This is a genomic window from Microcoleus harperi Pol14_C6 (assembly GCF_036701295.1).
Classification (GTDB): Bacteria; Cyanobacteriota; Cyanobacteriia; order Cyanobacteriales; family Microcoleaceae; genus Microcoleus.
In genome coordinates, this window is sequence record NZ_JAUBQN010000016.1 from 71550 (window position 1) to 95861 (window position 24312).

The window sequence follows — 24312 nt, forward strand, 5'->3', positions numbered from 1 at the left end:
ATTTAGGATTGCTATTTGTGTCAGCCTCGATCTGATTTTGACAACTGCCAAAGTTGCATTTCATAACAGAGATGCTGCTCAAAAAGTTGGCCTGCTTCCAACCCTTCAACCACCAACTTCTTGAACCAGCGGCGAAATATCCAGCGCAGGAATTTGTGGACGGGCGGAACTGTTATCGCAATTAAATCTGCAACATACATCATCGTATTCAGTCCATACCTGCGGAAAGTATCGACATACAAATCGATAGTAGGCAAAATATGAGCGGAAATATCCTCACTTTTTACTAAAGTGAATCCAGCCTGCTTTAATGCTGCATGAAGTTCTGTAACCACATGACAATTAGAGAACATTCCCTCTTTATAATTAGCATCAGATCGCAGCATATCGGCCAGCAGCACGTAGCCACCCTGATTGAGGATTTTGGCGGCACCGTTAGCAATATCAACAGCCGACATATATTGGCTACTTTCGCTAAACAGAATAAGATCGTAGAAATGGGTTGCTTTGAAGTCTTCAAACCTCGTGAGGTGGAAGATTGCCCGATCGCCCGTACACTTAAGAAAGCGCTGCTGTTGAAACGGATCGGGTGCGAGCCCTTCCACTGCAAAACCTCGATCGAGCAAATAAGCCGCATTTCCGCCAATCCCGCAGCCCACATCGAGTATGGTATGAGTGCCTTTGGGGATCGCATCCAACAGTTTTACAGTATAAGCTTGCTGAGCCAGGCGCAATCGTGCGATCGTTAGTTCGTCAGCGGGCACAGGTAGGGTTTCCCAATAGCCGTAGTGAAGGTAGGGCGAATCTGTCAGGCCCAAATAGTAATTAAGCGCTGCATTTTGGTAGCGAGTTACTTTGGAAATTTCGATGGATTTTGGCTGCGACATTCGGAAAATTTAGTAAGTTTTAGGATTTCGGGCAGAGTTGAAATTCTTCCCAGCGCTTGCATACTTGTTCATAGCACTCAACAGGAGAAATTGCCAAGTTTTGCAACAAATTGATATCAATCTGACCGTTGGCGATCGACAAAAATATAATTGCTTCCTTGGGTTCGTAGCCAGCAATGATTTGGAGCAAATTTGAAACAGTGTTTTCCTCTATTTCTAGTTGTTGCAAATAAAGGGTTGCCTCCAAGTCGGAAATAAATTGCAGATCGTACTTGATAGTATCTACGCTCCAATTCACATAGCCGTTAATGGGAGTATTGATTTTGCAAGCAACCAAGCCCCGTCCTCGATTCAAAAAGCCATTCCAAGCAGTATGTCCTATCGACAAAATATTCTGATGAATAAACAAGTTTTGCCAGTAGCCAAAACTACCCTGCCAAACACTATCTTCGATTCGCATTTCTTTTCCATTAAAATAATATACGCTTCAGAACGCAGAGCGAATTACATCAGCGTTCATCTGTGTTTATCTGCTGATATCTGCGGTTAAAAAAGCCCAATCCAATAATTAAAAAAATAATAAACTCACCATCATCCATACCTCGCAGATGAAAAACAACAGGTAAACAAATCGGCGGGCATCCTGACTCAGAGATCCAACGCTCTCATTACAGTTGCGGGACAGCGCCGGATTCGCACCGAACTTTCCCCCTTGCGTCTGATGGCTGTTCTCCATCAGAGCCGATCAATATACGGGGATGTTACCACTATTTGGGATATTTGACAAAAAAGCGATCGGACATCTGCAATAATTCTTGTGGGGAGTAGGGGTTAGGCATCCTGCCGGTCCAAGACTTCCTTTTCAAGTCTATATTGTGATTCGGTGTGTCGCCAGTCATCAGAACAATTTTTCCATTGAGAAATTCATGCCGATCCTGAGAATTTACTTCAGCTTATAGATATTTTTCAGCCGTGTAGGTTGTGGTTTCAACGGGCGCGCTCATATACAACGCTCTCCTTTAATTTTCCCATTTTCTTTTATTTTAAGAATCATGTTAATTAAACATAAAATTCTCTTTTAATCATGCTAAGAAACAGGCAAGATGCCTGTGCCACAAAAAGTTAATTTGATTGTGAAGTTGGCATCCTGCCCGATCGCACTTAACGAACTTACCGCAGCGGGACAAAGTTATAGCCAGTGCTTCCTCCTTGTTTAACTTGCACTAAAATCGTCTTACCAGCCCGATCGCCCGTGGGCAAAAACTTCACATCCTCGCTCGATCCTGCAGCCGAGAAATTCGGATTTCTGAGTGCTTGTTGCAACCCTTCCCGCGTATTGCTTTGCCACAAGCCAGCGATGACAGCTTGAGTCGCGTCAAAACTCGTTGCGGTTCGCCAATTTACTACTCCTCCCCAGCGCTGACTGGCATTTTTAGGAAATGGATTGTTGGGATTAGCTTCAGGATGCCAGGGAACGGGCAAAACAAGCCCGTCCACGTCCTTTTGCCCGTCTTTTAGCGTTTGAAAGGTGTAAAGAGTTGAACTGCTGTAAAGCGCTAATTTGCCTTGATTTGCACGGGCTAGATCGATCGCGCGATCGATGCGATCTACGTGGGATGCTACCATCAATCCTTGTGCACCTTGGCTAACAGCATCCGCGATCGCAGTGTTAGGATTAAATGTCGGCGCTGACAAGTCGCAGACAATAGGAACTAATCTGCCACCTGATGCTGAAAGAGAGGCAATAAATTCATCCTTAAACGAAGCTTTGCCAGCAGCTTGAGAGTCGTAGCAGAAGGCAATATTGCTTTTGCCGACTTGTTTGACGATATACTCTGCTAAAGGAGCAGTCATCGATCGAGTATTGGGGACTGTCCGAAAAATATAGCTGCCAAAACCTGACAAATTATTCGTACTGCTGGTAGGTGTGATCATCACCAGTTTCTTTTCCTGATAAATTGGAGCGGCTGCTAAAGAGGCATTGCTGTCATTATGTCCGATTACCGCTAGAATTTTCGGGTCATTTGCTAATGCTGCTGCAACTTCTTGCGCCACTTCTGGACGGTTATTGTCATTGACAATTTCAACTTGCAAACCGGCACCGTTAATTCCTCCCCTAGTGTTGATTTCATCTTGAGCTTGGGCGACACCCCGGAGGATTTCTTGGGCGATGTTGGGGTTGCTGCCGCTCGGCACGCTGACGGCAATTTTAAGAGAAGTGCGATCGCTTACTCTCGCGTTATTCAAATAGATTACCGTTTCCGGATCGTTGCGATTTTGTTGCAGCGAACCCTGAAATTTTTGAACAGCTTCTTTGTAATCTCCTTTGGCAAAAGCTGTAACGCCTGCTTGCTTTTCGGCTGTTGTTTGCGATGTCAGCAATATCTGATTTCCTAAACTCATGCGAGTTGCGATCGCTCCCGATGCGCTCGTTGCCGGTGTAGATGTAGATGTAGGTGTATTTGAAGTTTGGCTATTCAATAAACCTGGCAGGAACTTGTATGCACCCAACCCAATTAAGCCGAGGGCAATAATAAAAAAAATGGACGGGCGGCTGTTTTTTTGGTTAGTATTTTGATACATAATTTGTGATCGATTTTTTGATAACATAATTATTCATTCAACTACTGTTCACGTCAATTCATATAATTCATTAATTACGTTCATAAAATTCATATTTGTAATACCTGTTGCAGGAAGTACGATCGCCCTTATTCAAATCCGGCCCCCTAAACTAACGAGAATACGAGAATTATCAACAATAGTCCTGGACGCGCGGGTGCTCAGAAACCAGGTTTTTTGCTGAGAAGACGCGTTACAACCCACAGATTAAGTAAAAACCCGGTTTCTTTAATTGTGATGCGTAAGTCCAGTTGATATTAACCACCACCACCGCCACCACCGCCACCACCACCACCGCCACCACCACCGCCACCGCCACCACCGCCGCCACCGCCACCATCGCCATAGCTCATGGCTGGAATTACCTCTTTATACTTGTGATGATAAGAGCAGTTTCGACATTTGCAGGTAACTTCTTGCTTGCCTTCACTGGTATATGTAGGACTCAATAAAACGTTATAAGTCCGTTCTAGTTTGAACGTTTTGCATTCAGGGCAGCGTCGCTTTGCAATGGGTTTGATAATTATTACCGCAATGTATATGATAATCGCTAGAGCGCTGGCCACCCAATAATTTTTTAAAAAGTCGTTTTCTACCGAAGAAGATTGAGATTGGTTGCCAGTTTGTTGCCAGTGAGGTTGAGGTACATTGAGAATTGGCTGAGGAAATGCCACCTGCACTTCTAATTCTTGTTGGGGTAGAACAGGCTGACTTGCAACAAACTCAAATGTTTTACCATCTACTTTGCGAGGAATGGCTGGCGTACCAAAATTCGTAAACGAGAGAACTTGACCTGACAAAGATTCGGGTAATTGCACCCTAACCTTTGCAGCATTAATCGGGGCTTTGCGACCTGATGAAATCGCTTTCCAATAAACTTGAGTATTCTCACCATCTAACTGCAATCCACCTACTACGCGATATTTGATAACAAAAGTATGTGATTCTGGCGCTTTTAATTGATGTTGCCAGCGAATCCACAGTTGATTGTTTTCATCAATCCCAGTTGTACTGGCAATCGTTTGATTATTTTCGGCAACGGTGACATCTTTGATTTCATCGACTTTATCTAAAGGAATATAGCGATATCGTTCAGTATTATAGTCGGCTGTGAATACATATTTTTGTGTTTCGGTGACTAACATATCTCCGTTGGTCTGAACGTCGATGATGACATCAATATTCTCCCAGTAGAAGGGTAATTTTTGGGCCGCTACATGAGTGACTGTGACCAGAAATACGGTCAATAAGGTGGTGAAGAAATAAAGGATTTTTTTGAAAGGCCGTTGATTCATAATATGATGCCTATTGAACAGCTATTGATGACTATTATTCAATAGGTTTTTGGTGAGGTCAATTCATATAATTCATTGATTTAGTTCATAAAAGTCATATTTATAAGATGAAGCTTGGGATAGTGGGCTTTTTTGGGACGGGCTAGAAGCCCATCCCACATTTTTTTTGATTGCTAAGGTGGTGTTAATCGGATTTTTATAATCCTGTCTTTTGAAACTATTGTGGGGTGGTATTGGAGCAGCGACCCAAAGTTTAATTTTTACAATCCTGTTTATTGCAACTATTGTGGGGTGGGCTTCTAGCCCGCCCCAAGGTTTAATTAGGTTGAAATACAATACTTAACAGGGTTAAAACGGTGCAACCAAACACGGCTTCAAATGTATATCTTCGCGAAGGTTTGTAAGGGTAAGAATTCCAAACGCGCAGTTCTCCATTAAAGCCGCGAGACGCTAAACTCAGCGACACTTGACGGTAGTTTTCCAAAGTTCGCTGAAGCAATTGCCCGATTAAAATTCCTAAACTGTGCATTCCCAGTTTCCAAGTGCGGTAGCCGCAGCGCGAGTTTTGTGCTATCCAAAGTTCATCGGCGATCGCCAATAAGCTAAAAATAAACCGATACATTAGTAATAGCAGTTCTGTGACCAACTCTGGACAGCGTAATTGTCTGAGAATTTGCAAGATTTCGGTAAATGGAACCGTCAAGAGGATGAAATACATACAGCTTGTCGATGCGAAGGCGCGGGCAAATAGCAAGCTCACTTGGTATATGCCGGTGCGGCTCACATACAGATAAAAAGTGCTGATGCTAATGCCCCAACCTTGCCAAATATCCCACCCAATTGCAGGGATACGATCGCCCGCAACCGCACCTAGCGCCAAAGCAGGCAAACTTGTCAGCAAAAACATCAACGGTAGCGACAGCAACCGCAAATACAGTTTTCCCGGAATACCCGCATAGACGACGATCCAGACGCCCAACCAAAGGGCGATCGACAATTGGACGATCGCCCCAGAAACTAGAGACAGAATTAACAGGGCGATCGCAAAGGATAACTTGTGAGATGGCGGCAACCCCCGCAAGCGATTTGTATAAGCCAGACTATCAATCTGATGGTTCATTCCGACGATTTATTATCAGACTGCTGCCGAGATTGCGATCGGCCTTTATACAACCCAATGACGTACCCAACTACGCCAGCCCCCATCGCCGCTTGAGACGCAAACAATAGACTTGAAATTTCTCCGCTAGCCGGCTCAAACAAGTGATTGAACCAAGGTTTATAACCCGGTTTAATTTCGGTAATTGCTTTCTTAGCTTGGTCATCGGCACCGCCATATTCACCCCGCACAAAAACGAGAGGAAACGCTGCCAGAACAATCACAGCGCCAGCCAAAAGCCAATTTTGCCGCGAAGTAGATTGGTGATTGTTTGTAGTTTTTTGACTCACGGCTTATGACTCCTGTCTTAATAATTTCAAAGTTTCTAACTCCGGCTTCCCGTAAGAATGCAGCCAATTCCAGACCAATAGAGTCAGCAATCCCTCACTGATAGCTAGGGGTACTTGAGTGATAGCAAAGATGCCCGCAAACTTGAGAAACGAAGCCATAAAACCGCCGCTGGCTGCCGGAAAAGCTAACGCTAATTGAATCGAAGTCGTCACATAAGTCAGCAAATCGGCCAAAGCCGCAGCACAAAAAATTGCCGCCCGCTGGCTACCAGTTCGCAACAGCAATCGATAGATAAAATACGCAGCGAAAGGGCCGACAATCGCCATCGAAAACATATTCGCTCCCAGCGTTGTCAAGCCACCATGCGCTAACAGTAACGTTTGAAACAACAAAACTAAAGCCCCCAGTACAGCCATCACCGAAGGGCCGAACAAAATTGCCCCCAAACCGGTACCCGTCGGGTGAGAACAACTGCCCGTTACCGAGGGAATTTTTAAAGCAGAAAGCACAAAAGTAAACGCACCCGCCAACGCAAGCAATAGTTTAAGTTCCGGGTGTTCTTTTGTAATGCGAGTAATTGAACGCAACCCAAAGGCAAAAAAAGGCAACGCCACCATCCACCAAAACGCAGCCCATTGCACCGGCAAAAAACCTTCCGAAATGTGCATAGCTGCGGCGGGCGTTGCCGATGCCAGGACAATATAACAACTCAAGCCAGCCATCAATCCCAAGCTGACCAATTTCCGATTTCTGGTCTTCACGCTGAACCTCGCAGATGAGACTATGTAAATTAACACATCGGCGGGCATCCTGACTCAGAAAGCGACATGACTCTCATTACAGTTGCGGGACAGCGCCGGACTTGCACCGAACTTTCCCCGTTTCCTCTAACGGCTGCTCCCCATTAGAACCGACTCGTTAGACATAGTTTAGTCGATCGCGTAAGTCTCAGCAAATATTTTACAAAAATTTATTCAGATTACCTAAGTCAAAATTACCTATCATATTCTCTTCTTTTCCTTCGCGTCTTGGCGGTTCGTTCAATAAATACTATCCCTCAACAAATCAACGGTATAATATTAGTGAGTTTTGAGGAAAGCCGCAATGTTACAGTACAACTTGCCGAGGAACTTGCCCTCCGCCGATGAACTACCCGACTCGGATGAAACGCCTGTGGATAACGAACTGCAAGAGCTAATACCAGGGTTGTTAAAAGCCATATTGCTCATACTTTGGTCAGAACGCATGGACTGGTTTTTTGGCATAGATATGGGTATCTATTATCACCCGGATAAACCTGCCATTGTGCCCGATGCTTTCTTGAGTTTAGGTGTAGAAAGGTTTTATGATGAAGAATTGCGTCCCAGTTACGTGTTGTGGGATGAAAATGTTCTGCCGACTTTTGTGCTAGAAGTTGTTTCCCCAACTTATCGCAAGGAATACAGCACAAAATTGGAGGAATATCAAGCTTTAGGCGTACTTTATTACGTCATTTATTCTTCCCGCCGCCGTCGTAAACCCCGTTTAGAAGTACACAAGTTAGTCAATGGAAAGTATGAATTACAGCCAGGAAATCCAGTTTGGATGCCTGAAATTGGTTTAGGAATTGGTTGTGAAAGGGGAAGTTATTCTGGGGTGACAAGGGAGTGGTTGTATTGGTATGATGCCGAGGGAAAACGTTATCTGACTCCTGAAGAACAGGTGAAAGAATCAGCGCAGCGCGCCCAACAGGAATCCCAGCGCGCCGATCGATTAGCTGAACGTTCCGATCGACTAGCTCAGCGATTGCGGGAGTTGGGGATAGATCCTGATAATATGACCTGATGGCAATCAAGAGTACCAGACTGACCGACTCTAGACGCTCAGAAACCGGGTTTTTCAACCGAGATCGATCGTCCTCAACGAAAGATTTTCAGGAAAAAACCCGGTTTCTGCATCCAGGAATATGTGAATATTTATCGCAAAAATCAGGAAAGAGCGAGCTAGAGTTGGGAAAAACAGAGAGTTTGACGGCAAACATTGAGATCCCGCTCGAAAAGATGAAAATCAGGAGAGGTTATTAAATAATGGTCATGGATCTGCGTTCTTACGATATCATCTGTTTTGGTGATGAAGTTCCAGGAGTTCTAGCTGTTATCTCGGCCTCCAGAGAATATCTTCGCCGCACAAAGCGTTATCCGCGAATTCTGCTGATGTCTAAAGGAAGCTTGCAAGAAGGAATTGGCGGGCATTTGGTAAGAGGTGGCCTTGCTTATTTAGATAGAAGTCAGATTAGTGAAGAACTTCAACAATCTTTAAAGTTAGATATCTTTGGTTCACCGGCGACAATCTATAAAGAATTTTTACAAAAATCCGGCGTTAAGGCAATTGCACTTGACCCCCGCAAAGCCAGTGCAGTGCTGAAAGAAATGCTCGTACAAGCTGGCGCAGATCTCCTCAGCAAAGTAGAAATTCAATCAGTCAGTAAAGAAGGTCAAAAAATTGCCAGTATAACCACCTCTAAAGGCGTAGTTTATGCCGGCAAGCAATTTATTGATGCCACTGTCAATGCCGAATTAGCTCAAGCTGCCGGTGTAAGAAAGCTGAAGGGATTTGAAACATTTGGTCTGCCTAACTCAGAACTTCCAGTCACCCTCGTTTTTGAAACCCAAGGACTCAGTGCAAGAGCACTGAAAGAATTCGATTATATTTATCTAAAACGCTTCACAAACCTGGCCGATTCAGAAAGTCAAAAATTTTTGCTCTACGCTGCCGACAAGGATGTCAAACTAGCACAAGAACTGCGGCGGGAAATGCTCGACACCCAAGGAAATCTCAAAACTCTGTGGGCGGGTAACGATTACATCGATGTTCGCTCGCCGGCTCTGTCTGTAGCCTACCACTCCTTTAGAGGAATAAAACTATCTTTTCCTGAAACTGGCATAATTTTAGATGAGGGAAATATAGCCATGCTTCCAAATGACAGACTTTCGTGGAATGCGCTTTTATTTGGCGTCACCAGCAGCGAAGCGGAAGCCTTAGCGAGAAGCGGCAGCAAACCCACGGCTAATATGCAAAGAGAGATGTTATTTGTTACAACTTGGCTGAAGAGTTTGGGGGCTACTTCTGTTACTTATTCGTCAGAAGTTTATATCAGACACGCTGGCAATGTGACGGGAGTTGTAGAACCTTTAACCGGCGCAAAAATGCTGTTAGGTGGCGTACCTGCTAATGAAGCCCTGGCAACATTTAGCTATCATTTTGATGTACGCGGAGGCATCCCGGGTATTGGCGAGAAAGCAAACAGTCTAGGATGGTTTAAAAGTCTGAGCTTTAAACACCCTATCTTTAATATTGGCATCCGCCACGCATTAATTAAAAACGTTCCTAACTTGGCAGTGGTCAGTCCGTGTTCTGGATTTGAAGGGTTTGCCTGTTCTGTCGGCCGAATTGTGGAATTCAACGCCGCAGTTGGTCAAGGTGTGGGTATCGCTGCGGTTAATGCCATTCTAAATAACAAAAATCTAGCCGATGTATCTAACCGAGAAGTGAGGCAAGTTCTCGCCCAAACAGGTCAGTTACCTAAAATTTTTGGAACTCCAAATAATGGTGAGGCAATGTTATTGGCGCAATTCGAGACTCTTGCCAGTTCGGATGCTATTGCGTAATATAAATTCCGGTTGCAGTCCTGCGGAATTGTTGACTGTTGATTGTGGATTGTTGACTAAAATTATGATTTCGGGACAACGGATTGTTTGAACCTCTGAAAAATACCGATACAACTGGAAACGATATAATAGTAATTTCAATAAACAATGCAGTAGTAAATTGGGCAGGTGGAACGAAAATCAAGCCAAAAGTTTTTAGCAAAAAATGAGTGAAATTGCTATTAGTATTATGGTCTCTCGAATGACAACCATTATGTTGGTTTGTAGTAACGACTTTAATCGTCCTAAAATTGTGATCACTTCCGTCGTCACTACAAACCTATAACGGTGATTTTACTAGAAATTATACAATAGCTCGATCGCCTGCACCGAATTATTGTGCTGCGCGGCACTAAACTGTTGCGGCATTTAAATTGTCTGTGAAAAAAACATCCAATTTTTGTGGGGTGTCCCGCCCTGAATATACAATTTAAATGCGCGACAGCTTAGCCTACTCGCTAACAAACAATCCTTACTTCTTCTGCGGGCACTTCGGATGAATCCCCCCCTGCAAACAAATGTAAGCAATTTGACTTTTATCTAAATTCTTAGCCTCTGAAAAATCAACTCCTAGGAATCTACCGGATTTACTACCAGTCGGATTTTGAATAAATTGATCCGAAGCTGTTTTCCCCTGAAACACAGCGCCTTTAAAATTCGCTCCCGCTAAATTCGCGCCCCTAAAATCAACCGAACTCACCTCCGCATTCCGAAAATTCGCATCTTGCAACCGAGCATCTTTAAAATTCACGTTGGCGAGTTTAGTCGAAGTCAAGTCGGCATTTTGTAAGTTAGCGCCGCTCAAATCAGCACCGGACAAATCAGCACCTTGCCATTCCGATTTAGACAAATTTGTCAAAGACAACTGAGCGCCTTGAGCCTTCACTTTGCCCAAACGTGCCCCCGACAAATCTGCTCCCGACAAATTCGCGCTTCCTATATCTGCCCCGGTAAAACTTGCATTTTTTAACAGTGCTTCTTGCAAATTTGCTCCAATTAAAATAGCACTGCTGAAATTAGCTGAGTTTAAATTGCCGCTGGACAAATTAGCTTTGTTCATGACAGCGCGCACAAAAGTAGTCCGGTTCATTACAGCACTGTTCAAAGACGCCCCGACCAAATTTACTCCTTCCAAATTAGCGCCGCTCAAGTCAGAAATCCAATCGTCAAAGGTAGCCGGACGCCTGTCTTCGCCGGTGCCGTAAAAGCGAGTTCCCTGCAAGCTGGCATTGGTTAAATTGGCATTTCTCAACTTAATTCCCGACAAGTCAACTTTGTTTAAAACTAAAGTAAACTGAGAGGGGCCGGCAGGACTTTGAGCTAAATCCGTGCGGCTGAGATCCGCGCCGTTGAGCTGGCTGCTATACACTGTGAGAATTTTGCCGATCGCCCTTTGTACTGTTCGCTGGCGGGCGGCCGCTAACTCGCGTTCCGGGGCCTTGCCGCCAAAGCGCAGGGAATCGAGGTCGTTGCTGAGGGCTTGATTCAACCGCTGCAACTCAGGCAAAGCTTTCGGCCCGCTACTGACTAAAGCTTGCTGGATCGCGTCCAGCATGGCGCGGTTGTCTTCTTGAGCTAGCAAATCCGCTAGCAGGGGTACGGCGCGGGAGTCTTCCACCGCCCCCAAAGCCAAAATGGCCGATCGCCGGCCGGATGCCCCGCTAGCCGATGTGGGAGACAATTTGCTGACTAAAGCGACAAATAATTCGTCGTTCCGCTGCCGGGAATCCCGCATATTTGCTTGACTTTGAGTGTAGATGAGAGTGCCGACAAACAAAGTTAAAATCAATCCCGCGCTGCCGACGGTAACTATCACCAAAGTTGTGCCTGGGTGTTGGCGCATCCAATTCCACAAACTGGCATTTGCTTTCAGGCCGCTTTGTGGAGTCACAACCAAAGCCGCAATCTGCGCGTCTTCCTCAGTCCAATCTTGAGTCTTGACAGGATCGGCAGACACTTGATTCGATCGAGCATTGACGACCAAAGTATTCGCGAGGCGATCGTGTCCAGATTGGCGTTTGTAGCGCAATGCCAAAGCGCCGTCTGCTAGCACTGCCAAGCCACTGAGCCCCCCTAAAATCAGCAAATCAGGAAACGCACCGCTCAAGCGCCAAATACCGTAAGCGACGCCCAGAGGCACTCCCCAGCGCCCTAAACTTTCGCGAATTAGCACTGGCCCAAAACCCGGAGGAGTACCCGACGCTGTGACCACCTTGACGCCAAACCAGCGTTTGGGGAAAGTTTGACCGGTTCTGGCAAGCAAAAACAGTTGCCACCCCGCTAAAACTGCCGGTGCCAGCAGCGCCCCTGACCAGAATAGATTAGTTAGGGGTGCGACTCTGGGGCTGCGATCGCGCACGGGTATGCCCAAGGTACGGGCGACGGTTTCGGATGCTGCTGCTACTGAGGAATTGAGCGGCACGGTTTGAGATTCCTGGTTGACCAATGCCCCGATACTGAAGGGAACGAGGGCACTGGCCGCAATTAACGAAATTTCCACTGCCCAAGCGCCGCACCTGCGAACCAGCAGTGGCATTTGCTTGGATTGTGTTTGCCAAGACGGATCGGGTTGATTGATGCCGCTGGGCGCGGTGGGGTTAGCCATATTTAGAAATTCCTATTATTTGTCGTTAGTATTTGAGGACTGGGGGGAAATTGCCAATTTATACGCTATGTAGATTAGCACTCCGAGAACGGCAAGAGTCATCAGCGCTGAAATTAGCTGTACGACGCTATTGAAGACTGTCAGGACAATTATCGCTCCGACGGCAAAGGCTGCCACCTGCCCCGGTTTGGGGAGTCTTTGAAACTTGTCCAGTAATTGATTGTAGAAGGTTCCGACGGCTTGATAGCTGTCTGAATTTTGTGTGATGAGTGGCGATCGTTCTACTTTAGCTTTTAGTTCTCCCAACGCTTGCTGCCAATTGAAGTTATTTTGAGGATTCATAAAAAAATTCGGAAGTTAGTTTAGATTAATGTGTTTGGAACCGCCATTATCCTCTACCGTCAAAGAACTAGAACCAAATGCCATTGTGTGAGGAAACATGAAGATCCATTATCCGGGCGATCGCGGCAAACTGTGGTTTAGCCCGATCGTGACCCTAGCCTTGGCAATGATTTTAGCGGATGCCGGTGCCCTTCGGAGCCAACCGCTACAAATTGCTCCGGGATTTCCCGAACCGCTTGGAGTTTCTGGAGTTTCCGGCGGCCCGAACAATAGCGGGGACTGCGGTTTTGTCTCCCAAGGACCGAACCACGTCATCGAAGTAACGCAGGATTTGCCTTACTGGCGGATTGCAGTACAAACCGCTGGAGCTCCAAGTTTAATGATTCAGGGGCCGAGGGGGCGTTTCTGCGTGCTGCCGGCGAATGCTGCTGCGGGGAATGTAGAATTTTCCGGTTATGGGGACAAGGGGACTTATGTTATTTTTGTGGGCGATCGATCTCAAGGTCAACACCCTTACTCTCTCTCTATTTCCCAAAAGCGAAATTAACAATACAACGGGATTAGGACGCTTGCTGTCATAAAATGGCTTTGTGGCGATCGTAAATAAGCCGGAGTTCTGACAGCAAGTGCGTGGAATAGCGATTTCATATCAATTTTGTATTTGCTCTTTAACCCACTTCCGAAACAATCTGAGAGTTTGACTCGTGCCCACTGTTTGGCTTTGTTCGCAATATTGAGAAATAACTTCACTAATTGGGAGATTGGGAAAAGTCGGACTAATTTCTGCTTCAACATATTTCCCATCTTGAAGCACATTAATCAGAAGCTTGTTATTTTCATAGCGGCAGATTTCAGGTACTCCCAGCGCCTCGTAAGCGTCCAGTTGAGTTTGGGAAGTGAGCTCCACTTCAATTGCTAAGTCAGGCGGCGGATCGACAGTTAAGTCAATCCGCTTTTTGCCAATCATTAGAGCGTAATTCTGAATGTAAAAACATTCATCCGGTTCAATTCCTTGTAACATAGTTTTTCGCTTGACAGTCGTCGATCCAAAGGGTTCAAAGTCAATTTATAGTTCCTCAAACAGAATTTTCACTAGATAGCCAATAATGATTTTAGCTTTCTCATGTTCTGGTAGTGGGATCCTAATCTCCAAAGTTCCTTCACTGTAAGCTATTCTAGAGCCACGGTGTTCTCCCAACTCTTCTATAATTGCTTCAAATTCCTGCCATTCGACATTATGGAACAGCACTCTATGTCCTGGGGGTACACTGATTTGTCTTAATTGCAGCGTTACCACCATTTCAACCTCCGATTTATTTAATTTTATTATAACTTATACCCTCTTTTAAGTTGAGGGTACACTGCGCCCCTCCACTTAATTTACTGGTAAATATCGCCCAAAATCGAGCATTCTAATCTGCGTTTTTTTGCGGGTTGTAAAGTTCTTTAAACTTGCGCTGCTGTTCGTTGTGATCTACAATTGCAGACGGATAATGAAGAAGTCTGCGTTCTAAAGGTGAAATATTTCCTGTTAGCAAAAGTTTAGTATCAACGCGGCGCAATTCTGGAACCCAGTGCCGAATATATTCGCCCTCCGGGTCAAATTTTTGAGCTTGACTCGCCGGATTGAATATTCGCAAAGGTTTCGGGTCCATGCCGCTCGATGCACTCCACTGCCAACCGCCGTTGTTAGCAGAAAGGTCGCCATCTATCAATTTTTGCATGAAGTATTTTTCGCCCCACTGCCAGTTAATAATTAAATCTTTGGTGAGGAAACTGGCGACTATCATTCGGCAGCGATTGTGCATCCAACCTGTCTGATTTAACTGGCGCATTGCCGCGTCAATAATAGGATAGCCAGTTTTGCCTTTACACCAAGCTTGAAAAAGTTTTTCATCGTTGTCCCAAGGAAAGTCTTTGAAGGCTGGACGGTAGGGGCCGTCTGCTAATTCTGGGAAGTTATACATGGCGTGTTGGTAAAATTCCCGCCACGCTATTTCCTGTTGCCAAGTTTGGATGCTTGTAGATGCTTCTTCGCTGCGGCAAGTTTCCATTACTATCTGGGTAGCTTGCCAAACCGTGCGGATGCCAATTGCACCAAATTTGAGGGCGGCACTGAGTTGGGATGTGCCGTTAATGGCGGGGAAATTGCGCTGTTCTTGATATTGGTAAATTGCCCGATCGCAAAATTCTTCTAATTTTTGTTGCGCTGCATCTTCTCCGGGTTCTATTACTAATTGGTTTTCCCAAATAAATCCCAAACTAGAGGCTGTTGGCACTGTTTCAATTGCACCTGCTTCGTTTGCAATTGCTTGTTCTTCGGCGGTTAATCCGGTCATTAATTCCAGATAAGTTATCGGCAGTGTCTCTACGGGTTGGGCCTTGGGTTTACTGTTCCATTTTTTCCAAAATGGTGTATAAACTGTGTAGGGTTGTCCTGTACCGCTGCGAATTTCGTCTGGGGCGTGCAGGACTTGATCCCAGAAATTTTGAACTTGAATTCCTGCTTGTTGGAGGGCATTTGATACAGACCGATCGCGCTGTTTTGCGTAGGGTTCTACATCCCAGTTCCAAAATACTGCTTGAGCATTTATCGCTGTTGCTAATTTCGGTATTCCTATAATCGGGTCATCTTGAACGATCAGCAATTGGCTGCCTGCTTCCCTGTAACGCGCGGAGAGTTTTTGCAAGCAGCCGATCATGTATGTGACTCTTGCTGGCGCTACGTCATCCCGATTTAGGATATTGCGATCGAGACAAAAAATCCCGACTACTTTCGGGCTTTGCTGGCGCGCTGCTGCCAGTCCAATGTTGTCAGAAATACGCAAGTCGCGGCGGTGCCAAAATAAAATTAGATTGGATATATCAGACATTTTTTTAATTAAATTTTAACTTCCTACATTTCCCCGTATGGTGCGCCCATACGCACCTTACTACGATATATTAAGTAGGGTGCGAAGGGCGCACCTTACCGCTATTTCAACGAGCTTTGATCTGTCACCCACATATCGGATTTACATCAAAAAGGGACGTGCCAAGAAAAAGCTAGAAATTGATTTCGCGTCAATGGGTTCCCCAGCTAAGATAGCTTTCTCTAATTCTTCAGGGGTGAATAAAACTGTTTCAAGGTCTTCATCATCGTCTTGTGCTGGCGGCTTTTCCAGTTTTTCCAAATCTTGGGCTAAAAAAGCATAAATGATTTCGTCGGAATAACCGGGGGCGAGAAAAAATTGCCCTAAGTTCTGCCATTTTCCGGCGCGATATCCGGTTTCTTCTTCGATTTCGCGTTTGATAGTTTCGGCGGGACTTTCATTGATTTCTACCGTACCTGCGGGAAATTCTAAAATTCGCCCTTTTGTGGCAAAGCGGTATTGGCGTACCAAGACGAGTTTACCTTCGGGTGTGACGGGAACTGCCAGTGCTCCGCCCGGGTGGCGAATACATTCCCACTCGCCTTCGGAACCGTTGGGAAGACGGAGGGTGGCTACGTCAAAGTTAAATTTGCGCCCTTGGTAAAATAGGCGTTGTTTGAGGAGTTGGGGTAGTTCTTGACCGATCGACATAAGCGACAAGCGAATAATGTTTGATGGCAACGATTTAAGACATCATAGGCGATCTCATAGGATTTTAGGTTTTAGATTTTAGATCTAAGGTTGGGAATGACTGATAACTATCACTGTTTGCAGCTTACCTGCGGTTGCATTTTTTTTATTGCTACGATCCGTGAATTTTGCTCAATTTTTACAAGGGTAATTTTTGCACTCCGGAACAGTCTGCGGTTTGCAGGAGTTGGACGATCGCACTTTTCGTCACCGGATGCACCCAATCCGGGGCAATTTCTGCTAAAGGTACTAATACAAAAGCTCTTTCGGTCATCCGGGGATGAGGCAAAGTCAGTGTCGGAGTTTCTAGGATTAAATTGTCGTACAGCAGCAAATCTAAATCTAGGGTTCTCGGTCCCCATTTTTCTCGGCGAATTCGATTAAATTTTATTTCAATTTCTAATAATTTTGCTAGCAATTGTTCGGGTTCTAATACAACTTCGAGGATGGCACAGGCGTTGATATAATCTGGTTGTGGCGGCCCTACGGGGGCGGTTTGATACCAGCTTGAATGAGATTTTACGGCTATTCCTGGGGTGTTGTTCAGGGTTGCGATCGCGCTTTTGAGTGTGGCGAGGGAGTCGCCTAAGTTGCTACCAAGCGCGATCGCACATTTTGTTAATTTCATTGAAGGAAGAAGGAAGAGGGAAGAAGGAAGAAGGAAGAAGGAAGAAGGAAGAAGGAAGAAGGAAGAAGGGAGAGGGAAAAAGCAAGAATAAAGAAGGATTTAGTTATCTAGCCTACAAGCCCTATTGTCGGCAAAATCTGATTATACAAAATATTATTTTAATCACAACTTAATAAGGTGTTAATTTTTATTGATTATGATTGACAAGTGTCAGCATTGAGTTTTAAAAATAATGAGTTTCCACCGACGCTTATTTTCAGCCTGGATTTTGGCAACGGTCATTTTTACCGTAAATATATCAGTATCTTTAGCAGAAAGTAAGGAAAGCTATCTTACTCTAGATTCGGACGGCAGTCAATCTTTTGCGAGTTTAGTGCAGCAGGCGGAAGATTTAGCGAAAGAGTCGATCGCCCGCGAGTTTGAAGCAAATCCGGCATTAACAGAAGTTACAGTCATCATTACAGCCGATCGCAGCCGACAAAGAGTTCCAGTTTTGCGATCGAGAGTATCCCGCCACGACTGGCACAAAGATGCGAGAATTGAACAGTGGACTAGATATTTTGCTGATGCTCAATTGCTGCTGGGATTCAGAGACGGCAATATTTTGCCCGCCAATGCTGGACGATCGCAAATTATTAACGCACCCACACCCAGCCGGCAGGCATCCAGACAAAACGATCCGGGTTTTCGAGATGATTGAAATCGGGCATCGGGCATCGGGCATTGGGAATTGGTAGCAAACAACAAACAACCAATAACCAATTATTAACCCAAATATAATTCCACTTTAATTAACCTTCAGGTTAACTACCCTTAATTTAAGAGTGATAAAGTTTCATACGGAATCATCTGATTAGGGAAGTTGGGCTGAACAGGAATTTATGTCTAAAATAACTCGCCGACAACTGTTAATTTTCTTCGGCAGCAGTGCAGCTACCACTGTACTTGCCCCTCAACTAACTCAAACACTCTTCGGCATCAATTCCACCTCGGCGGAATCTGTTATAGGGCCGCTATCTTTCACTCCGTTAAGGCTTCCCCACCCGCTGCCGATTTATCAAGAATTGTCCAGCTTTATGCCGACGGGCTTAAACGGACAAGGAACCGTGATGGCGGCCTCGCAGAATACTAAATTAACCAGCTACAGCGTTGTTGACGATGTGGTTGTACCGCCGGAATACGAACGGTACGTGATTCTCCGCTGGGGGGATGGAGTTTTTCCCAATCCAACGGACTATTTCGGCTACAACTGCGACTACACCGCCTTCCTACCCCTTCGCGGCAGCAATGACGACGGCTATCTCTGGGTTAACCACGAGTACGTATCCTTCCCGATGTCGAAAGTGGCACCGGAAGCGCCTGCAGATGTGGCATCATTTCCAGCAACGGATCGCGCCGTACTCGGTAAAGACTTATCCGTAAAAAATCGCGATAGCTTCGGCGAATTTCTGTACAATCTCGGCGGTTCGATCGTCCGCATCACCAAACAAGCCAACGGACGCTTTGGGGCGATCGCCCGCGACCCCCTCAACCGACGCATTCACGGACTTTCGGGCCTCGGAATCAACAGCCAGCGTGCCGACAAATACAAAGATGTGACCTCCTGGGGAACCAGACAAGGCGATAACGAGTACCTCACGGGCACGGGCCCTGCAGCCACCCAAGTCTTCGCGCAAGTCAACACCGACGGACTCGGAAACCGCATCATCGGTACAGCGTACAACTGTTCCGGCGGCACAACCCCTTGGGGCACAATCCTCTCCGCCGAAGAAAACTTCCAAGGTAGCGAACTATTCTTCGTGGGAGTTCAGGAAAACGTCAAACCCAACGGCGGCCAAACCGGCTACCCCAAGGGTACTACGGGCGAGGAATTCGGCTTAGTCGGCGAAAAATACGGCTGGATGGTAGAAGTCGATCCTCAAGATCCGAGTTTCCGCCCCCGCAAACACACCGCTTTAGGCCGTTTCCGCCACGAAAACGTCGCGATTCGCGCCGCAGCGGGACGCAAGTTAGTAGTTTACATGGGGGACGATCGGCGCGGCGGACATACCTGGAAATTTGTCAGCAGCGGTAGTGTCACCAACCCCGCAGATAAAAACAACAGCCACTTGTTTGAAGACGGCACTTTATACGTTGCCCAATACAACCGCAACGGTACTGGAAGATGGCTGCCACTGACATTTAATGCCCCGACGAATCCGGTGCGTCCTTCTAAAGTTGGCGAAGCGGAAGTAGCAAGTTTTGGCAAAGCTCAAAGAGATGCAAATACTCGCTTGCCAAAACGCGCCGGAATTGCCGGTCAAACCGAAGACGGCGGTTCTTTTGTAGTAGATACAACCAATGAAGCAACAGCACTTCCTGGCTATAGCAATAAAACTCTTGCTAATTTTTACAGCAGCCAAGGTGCGGTTTTAGTTGATGCTTTCTTAGCTGCTAATTTGATTGGTGGCACTCCAACGGCGCGGCCGGAAGATTTGGAAATCAATCCTACTACTAAGGAAGTTTTTATTGCTTATACTGACGGCGCACCGGGAAGCGACGGTTATCCGGATTCTCGCATTTTTACTGTTGCTAAATACACTGCCGGACTCAATAGCACTCAGCAGTCGGGAGGACTTTACAAAATAATTGAAGACAGTCCCGATGGGGCAGGTTTGACGTTCCGCTGGCAGCGTTTGGCTCAAGGTGGAGAAGCGGGTTCGGTAGCTGGGGCGGGATTTGCTAGTGCAGACAATTTGGCTTTTGACACTCAAGGCAATATTTGGGCCGTCACTGATATGTCTACTAGCACGCATAACGGTTTTGATGTCGGTGCGGCTGGAAAGCCAACAGCGATCGACCACAACAAGACTGGAAATGTGTCAGATTTTACTGGAGTTTTCGGCAACAATTGGCTGTTTTATATTCCGACTTCTGGGCCGAATGCAGGAACAGTAATTCCGTTTGCTTACGGCCCGAATCGATGCGAAATGACGGGGCCGACTTTTGTGGGAGATACGCTGTTGCTTTCGGTGCAGCATCCGGGGGAAGATTGCCCGATCGATGATGGTACTGTACTGAGTCGGCAAATTGAAATGTTGGATTTGAACGGTGCGGTTTTTAACCAGACTCGGAGTGTGTCTCGCGGCAGTTTGTGGCCGAGTAATATTGAGAATGACAGGCGTCGTTCGCCGATGCCGTCGGTGATTGGAATTCGTCGCGTGCGATCGACTCCAACGGGTCAGTTTGTTTAAATCTCACATCTTGCACCATACTCAAGAACAGGCAAGATGCCTGTTCCACAAAGAGTAAATTTTCTTGTGGAACAGGCCGGAAAGCCGGTTCCTAAAAAGCTTATTTAGAATGGTGCAACATCTAAGTTTAAATAGGCCTTACGCATCCGGGCCCAGAAACCTGGTTTTTACGAATCTGGAGTAAGATTGAATGAACCGCGAGGCACGCGGACGCGAAGAAAGAGAAAGAAGAAGATACTGTTCTTGATTCGCGCTCTTCTCGTCTTCGCCGTTCGTTCAAATAATTTAAAAAAGCCCTAGGAAAATTAATATCAAATCCCTTGAGCGCGAAATTTTTAAGAAAATTGTAATTGGCGATATAAGTCGGCGATCGCAATTTCTAGATTCACCGATTCAAGTTGCAAGGAATCGCCCAAACCATAGTGGGAGAGAACCCATTGCCCTTGTCTATCGCGCCGAAACATCCGGAAGTGCTGTAATTCATTATCTCAAGTTCTTGGATGTCCCTGTTCCCACCTGATTCATACCTGAATTCAGCAACATCGATCTGTGGTATTCGGAACATTATTCTATTATAAGTCTTGTCTGAGCTTCACAGATTTTAAGTAGGATTCCGCTACGTCTAAAAACGGTTTTATTTAAGATTGTAAGTATTGCCAACCCTAATTTTTGCAACTAATTTTTGTTAGTTAAAGGAATAGCGATCGCGAATTCCGTTCCCTTTCCTGGTTCGGAGACGCATTCGATTTTTCCGCCGTGTCTCTCTACTATAATTTGGTAAGTTATTGATAAGCCGATTCCCGTACCTTTGCCTACTGGTTTAGTCGTATAAAATGGATCGAATATTTTCCGTCGGACTTCTTCTTTCATTCCAGATCCATTGTCTGAAATCCGAATTTTGGCCATTTTGCCCTCAATTTTAGTAGCAATCTGAATCGTCGGAATGAAATATAGATCCTTAGAATTCGGCAACGACAGCTTCTCTTCCAAAGTATCGATCGCGTTGTTAATTAAATTCATCAAAGCCTGGTTTAATTGTCCTGCATAACACTCGATAGCTGGTAAATCTCCATATTCTTTCACAATTCTAATTTCCGAGTGATGCGAGTTAGCTTTTAAGCGATGTTGCAAAATTAATAGCGTACTATCAATGCCTTCATGGAGATTTACTTTTTTGCTATCTGACTCATCTAAACGCGAAAAATTACGTAATGACAGGACGATCTGCTGGATGCGTTCGGTTCCAACTTTCATCGAATTGATAGTTTTTGGTAAGTCTTTAACTAAAAATTCTAAGTCTATATTATCAGCTTCTCGTTGAATTTCTTTGGCTGGTTTGGGATAGTATTTTTGATACAAATCTAACAAACGAATTAAATCAGCTACATACTCGCTGGAATAACTAATATTACCGTGGATAAAGTTTACTGGATTATTAATTTCATGCGCGACACCTGCTACCATCTGACCCAAACTCGACATTTTTTCAGCTTGAATTATCATTGTTTGGGTACGTCGTAGTTCTTCCAAAAGAGATTCTAACTGTAAAGCTCTTTCTCTTAGTTTTGCTGGCGTACTTACCAAAACAAATATTGCACCTCCAGCTAATAGAGCACTGAAACTAGCAGCTATCCACAACCATTTAAAAATAGGTGAATTCTCAAGCCAGCCATCTTTGGGAATAGCTGCTAACTGCCAGGAGCCATTAGGTAAAGTTACTTCTAAAGTAACAGGCGATCGCTGGAAAACCTTAGCACTTCCAAAAAATACTTCTCCCGCAGCGCCTAATCCATCTTTCCCCCGAATCGCATATTTAAGCTTGGCAGATGAGTCTAATAGTCCCGCTTCTTTTAATAAAATATTCCAATCAATACCAATGCTTACCATTCCCCAATAGCGACCGCTTTCAGGAGGTTTGCCGACAGGAGTCAGAAAAATTGGGGTACGAGTAATCAAAGCCATATTACCCTGTTCGATTAATTTAATTGGTCCCGAAACTACAGTCTTTCTAGTATCAATTGCTCTTTGAAATGGCTTTTTTTCTTCTGGTATTTTCAGTGGTGCAAATCCTAAAGCACCTTCTTGACCTGCTAAAGGATAAAGATGGGTTGCAATGGAATTTTTGAACAATGCAGCGCTAGGAATACCGGGTTGCTTGGCTACGATAACTCTAGTCAAATTTTCAAACTCTGCTTGGCTAATATTTGGATTGTTTACTGAAATATAAGCTACCAAACCTTGCATTACAAATAATCGCTGGTTTAAAGAACCTTCAAGCTTAGCTCTCACCGTGCTAAGTTGGTCTAGTACAGCAACGCGGTTTTCCTGCTGGAAATGTTCGTTTTCTAAACGAATGAATAGCTCGGCGATCGCTAAAACGAGCGTCGCTGTTAAAAAGGCTGCTAGATAGGGTAAGTACCTGATTTTCACGTTCTTATTATATTAGAGCTAATTTGTAAACAAAAGATTAAGCAGACAGCCTGCGGGTCATCAAACGGATGAGCGACCCGAAAATCATCGCTTCACTGGTCTGGGTGTATAGTTCATAGTCCTTACTCAAGTGTCGAAACTGATTGAGCCAGCCAAAAGTACGCTCGACAATCCACCGCTTAGGCAAAATCTCAAATTCCTTTGATGTCCGCTCAATCACCTCCACTCGTACCCCACTCTATCGTTGCTACCGAAAAAAATTCCCCCAAAGTTTCCGACTCTGGCTTTAGATCGGGAAATAGAGATATTTCGATTTTGCCATGACTCAACATAGAGAGACTGGCCACAGCTCCTCTGACCTGTTCCGGCTTGACTTCCAGATACCTTTGCAACTGCTCTAAATTCCTGTGTCCGCTCACTTCCTGCACGATTCTTAAGGGGATGCCAGCATTCGACATCTGGGTAAGGGCAGTCCTGCGGAAGCTGTGAGAACTTGCTCCCTCGATGCCTACTCGCTTAAAAGCCTGTCGCAAGATTAAGCCGGCCGCGTCGCTGGTGATGTGTCCCAAGCGAGTGTTACAGCACTTCCGGATGTTATGAGGTACAGTAGCAGCAATTAGTAAACCAGTTCTTGAGATGTTTCGGGTTAATTAAATCAAGAGCCAGAGCAATTATCGTATCAACCCTTTTAGTGGTGGTTGGCGAAAACTGTCGCAATAAAGATTTAAGTTGCGACCACCATAATTCAATCGGATTAAAATAGGCGTGAGTATGGGGACAAACATAAAATAGAAGCACGCACAGATTCAATCATCGATGTAATTGAATCTACTTTATGCGCGGGTAAATTATCAATTCACGTCTACTGCTGGCGACCACAATTGTGGCACTAAACATTGCTCAATAAATACCTCAAATGCTTTGCCATCCATTGAGTTATCCATTGTCATGAGTGCCACTACTCGCTTCAAACTAATTGCACCAATTACTGTGACTTTTTTACCGGGCGTAAAAAGGTTTAACCGCATAGGCTCTCGTTCCTCGTTGAGAACGTGCATGAGTTCTGGTTAAACAAGCGTAATACTCCAGTCTCATCTAAAAAAACTAGATCTTTTTGGTCGATATGCTTGACTTTTTCCCAATACTCTAACCTTAACTTCATGACTTTTTCTGTTCCGGCGAAAGCTACTTCTCACTGTTTTTTTTTACGATTTAATCCCAACTTTTGTAAGGCGTTACATATGGCTGTTCTACCCACCCAATTTCCCGTCTTCTGGCCAAATAACTCACACAATTCTAGTAAGGTTGCATCGGGATGTGCTGCCACTATTTCTCTCAAAGAAGCTGTGGAATTATTCAAATGACTGTATCTCGTTTTCCCCTGGGTTTCGGCTGTAAATTTCCCTCGATTTTTTGTTGCTTGACCAGTTTTTGAACAGAGCTTTTACTGACGGAAAATATCGCTGCTGTTTTTCTGATCGACAGCTTCTGCTCGATATGGGCTGCTACTATGAAAGGAGCGCAAATCTACT

At 45.2% G+C, this 24312-nt stretch carries 24 protein-coding genes, 1 pseudogene and 2 riboswitches; of the genes and pseudogenes, 5 read left to right on the top strand and 20 right to left on the bottom strand.

All coding sequences use genetic code 11. From position 1 onward, the window contains the following. Positions 1 to 20: 20 nt before the first annotated feature. From QUA27_RS13405 to QUA27_RS13435, 7 genes are all read right to left on the bottom strand, one after another. Positions 21 to 887 (bottom strand): SAM-dependent methyltransferase, encoded by an 867-nt coding sequence (locus QUA27_RS13405; RefSeq protein ID WP_333068496.1) that lies wholly within the window; start codon positions 885 to 887, stop codon positions 21 to 23. Between the two features lie 19 nt (positions 888 to 906). After that, positions 907 to 1347: a hypothetical protein gene (locus QUA27_RS13410; protein WP_333068497.1), complete on the bottom strand. Its 441-nt coding sequence runs from the start codon at positions 1345 to 1347 to the stop codon at positions 907 to 909. Between the two features lie 156 nt (positions 1348 to 1503). After that, positions 1504 to 1648, bottom strand: a riboswitch (cobalamin riboswitch). A 409-nt stretch (positions 1649 to 2057) separates the two neighbouring features. Then, positions 2058 to 3470 (bottom strand): ABC transporter substrate-binding protein, encoded by a 1413-nt coding sequence (locus tag QUA27_RS13415; protein WP_333068499.1) that lies wholly within the window; start codon positions 3468 to 3470, stop codon positions 2058 to 2060. A 296-nt stretch (positions 3471 to 3766) separates the two neighbouring features. Next, positions 3767 to 4804, bottom strand: a complete 1038-nt coding sequence (locus QUA27_RS13420; protein WP_333068500.1) for a DUF2207 domain-containing protein — start codon at positions 4802 to 4804, stop codon at positions 3767 to 3769. Positions 4805 to 5120: 316 nt separating this feature from the next. Then, on the bottom strand, positions 5121 to 5924 hold the full coding sequence (cbiQ, locus tag QUA27_RS13425) for a cobalt ECF transporter T component CbiQ (RefSeq protein ID WP_333068501.1): 804 nt from the start codon (positions 5922 to 5924) through the stop codon (positions 5121 to 5123). Then, entirely contained in the window at positions 5921 to 6253 is a 333-nt protein-coding gene (locus QUA27_RS13430; RefSeq protein ID WP_333068502.1) for an energy-coupling factor ABC transporter substrate-binding protein, read from the bottom strand. Before QUA27_RS13430 ends, cbiQ begins: the two co-directional genes overlap by 4 nt. Before the next feature lie 3 nt (positions 6254 to 6256). Then, positions 6257 to 6976, bottom strand: a complete 720-nt coding sequence (locus QUA27_RS13435) for an energy-coupling factor ABC transporter permease (protein WP_333068537.1) — start codon at positions 6974 to 6976, stop codon at positions 6257 to 6259. A 61-nt stretch (positions 6977 to 7037) separates the two neighbouring features. Then, a riboswitch (cobalamin riboswitch) is annotated at positions 7038 to 7184 on the bottom strand. A 174-nt stretch (positions 7185 to 7358) separates the two neighbouring features. Between QUA27_RS13435 and QUA27_RS13440 the strand changes: the two genes are divergently transcribed. Both QUA27_RS13440 and QUA27_RS13445 read left to right on the top strand, forming a co-directional pair. Beyond that, positions 7359 to 8078 (top strand): Uma2 family endonuclease, encoded by a 720-nt coding sequence (locus QUA27_RS13440; protein ID WP_333068503.1) that lies wholly within the window; start codon positions 7359 to 7361, stop codon positions 8076 to 8078. 242 nt (positions 8079 to 8320) lie between these two features. Beyond that, positions 8321 to 9901, top strand: coding sequence for an FAD-dependent oxidoreductase (locus QUA27_RS13445; protein WP_333068504.1), 1581 nt, complete (start codon positions 8321 to 8323; stop codon positions 9899 to 9901). Between the two features lie 511 nt (positions 9902 to 10412). Here the strand turns inward: QUA27_RS13445 and QUA27_RS13450 are convergent. Beyond that, the gene (locus QUA27_RS13450; protein ID WP_333068505.1) at positions 10413 to 12545 is read right to left on the bottom strand and encodes a pentapeptide repeat-containing protein; all 2133 of its coding nucleotides are present in this window, start codon (positions 12543 to 12545) and stop codon (positions 10413 to 10415) included. A 15-nt stretch (positions 12546 to 12560) separates the two neighbouring features. After that, a complete protein-coding gene (locus QUA27_RS13455; RefSeq protein WP_333068506.1) occupies positions 12561 to 12887 on the bottom strand; it encodes a hypothetical protein in 327 nt (108 codons plus the stop codon). 97 nt (positions 12888 to 12984) lie between these two features. Here QUA27_RS13455 and QUA27_RS13460 point away from each other — a divergent pair, with 97 nt between their 5' ends. After that, positions 12985 to 13434 carry a hypothetical protein gene (locus tag QUA27_RS13460; protein WP_333068508.1) on the top strand — a complete coding sequence of 150 codons (450 nt, stop codon included), beginning with the start codon at positions 12985 to 12987 and terminating at the stop codon, positions 13432 to 13434. A gap of 102 nt (positions 13435 to 13536) precedes the next feature. Here the strand turns inward: QUA27_RS13460 and QUA27_RS13465 are convergent, their stop codons facing one another. From QUA27_RS13465 to folK, 5 genes are all read right to left on the bottom strand, one after another. After that, positions 13537 to 13953, bottom strand: a complete 417-nt coding sequence (locus QUA27_RS13465; protein ID WP_333068538.1) for a Uma2 family endonuclease — start codon at positions 13951 to 13953, stop codon at positions 13537 to 13539. Next, entirely contained in the window at positions 13954 to 14187 is a 234-nt protein-coding gene (locus QUA27_RS13470; RefSeq protein ID WP_333068509.1) for a hypothetical protein, read from the bottom strand. A 112-nt stretch (positions 14188 to 14299) separates the two neighbouring features. Beyond that, positions 14300 to 15751: an FAD-binding domain-containing protein gene (locus QUA27_RS13475; RefSeq protein ID WP_333068539.1), complete on the bottom strand. Its 1452-nt coding sequence runs from the start codon at positions 15749 to 15751 to the stop codon at positions 14300 to 14302. A 150-nt stretch (positions 15752 to 15901) separates the two neighbouring features. Continuing rightward, positions 15902 to 16450: an NUDIX hydrolase gene (locus QUA27_RS13480; RefSeq protein WP_333068540.1), complete on the bottom strand. Its 549-nt coding sequence runs from the start codon at positions 16448 to 16450 to the stop codon at positions 15902 to 15904. 178 nt (positions 16451 to 16628) lie between these two features. Further along, a complete protein-coding gene (gene folK, locus QUA27_RS13485) occupies positions 16629 to 17117 on the bottom strand; it encodes a 2-amino-4-hydroxy-6-hydroxymethyldihydropteridine diphosphokinase (protein WP_333068510.1) in 489 nt (162 codons plus the stop codon). Positions 17118 to 17349: 232 nt separating this feature from the next. Between folK and QUA27_RS13490 the strand changes: the two genes are divergently transcribed. Both QUA27_RS13490 and QUA27_RS13495 read left to right on the top strand, forming a co-directional pair. After that, positions 17350 to 17817, top strand: a complete 468-nt coding sequence (locus QUA27_RS13490) for a hypothetical protein (protein WP_333068511.1) — start codon at positions 17350 to 17352, stop codon at positions 17815 to 17817. Positions 17818 to 17998: 181 nt separating this feature from the next. Next, a complete protein-coding gene (locus QUA27_RS13495; protein WP_333068512.1) occupies positions 17999 to 20350 on the top strand; it encodes a PhoX family protein in 2352 nt (783 codons plus the stop codon). A 335-nt stretch (positions 20351 to 20685) separates the two neighbouring features. Here the strand turns inward: QUA27_RS13495 and QUA27_RS13500 are convergent, their stop codons facing one another. From QUA27_RS13500 to QUA27_RS27410, 6 genes and pseudogenes are all read right to left on the bottom strand, one after another. Then, positions 20686 to 20814: a hypothetical protein gene (locus QUA27_RS13500; protein ID WP_333068513.1), complete on the bottom strand. Its 129-nt coding sequence runs from the start codon at positions 20812 to 20814 to the stop codon at positions 20686 to 20688. Between the two features lie 211 nt (positions 20815 to 21025). Further along, positions 21026 to 22780, bottom strand: coding sequence for an ATP-binding protein (locus QUA27_RS13505; protein WP_333068514.1), 1755 nt, complete (start codon positions 22778 to 22780; stop codon positions 21026 to 21028). Between the two features lie 37 nt (positions 22781 to 22817). Further along, positions 22818 to 23006: pseudogene (locus QUA27_RS13510) on the bottom strand (transposase); the annotation flags it as partial. After that, complete coding sequence (locus QUA27_RS13515; RefSeq protein ID WP_445251501.1) at positions 22993 to 23349, bottom strand: tyrosine-type recombinase/integrase; 357 nt, start codon at positions 23347 to 23349, stop codon at positions 22993 to 22995. The pseudogene QUA27_RS13510 and the gene QUA27_RS13515, both read right to left, overlap by 14 nt. Before the next feature lie 282 nt (positions 23350 to 23631). After that, complete coding sequence (locus QUA27_RS13520; RefSeq protein WP_333068515.1) at positions 23632 to 23808, bottom strand: hypothetical protein; 177 nt, start codon at positions 23806 to 23808, stop codon at positions 23632 to 23634. A gap of 328 nt (positions 23809 to 24136) precedes the next feature. Next, positions 24137 to 24307 (bottom strand): helix-turn-helix domain-containing protein, encoded by a 171-nt coding sequence (locus tag QUA27_RS27410; protein WP_445251502.1) that lies wholly within the window; start codon positions 24305 to 24307, stop codon positions 24137 to 24139. Between the last annotated feature and the right edge of the window lie 5 nt (positions 24308 to 24312).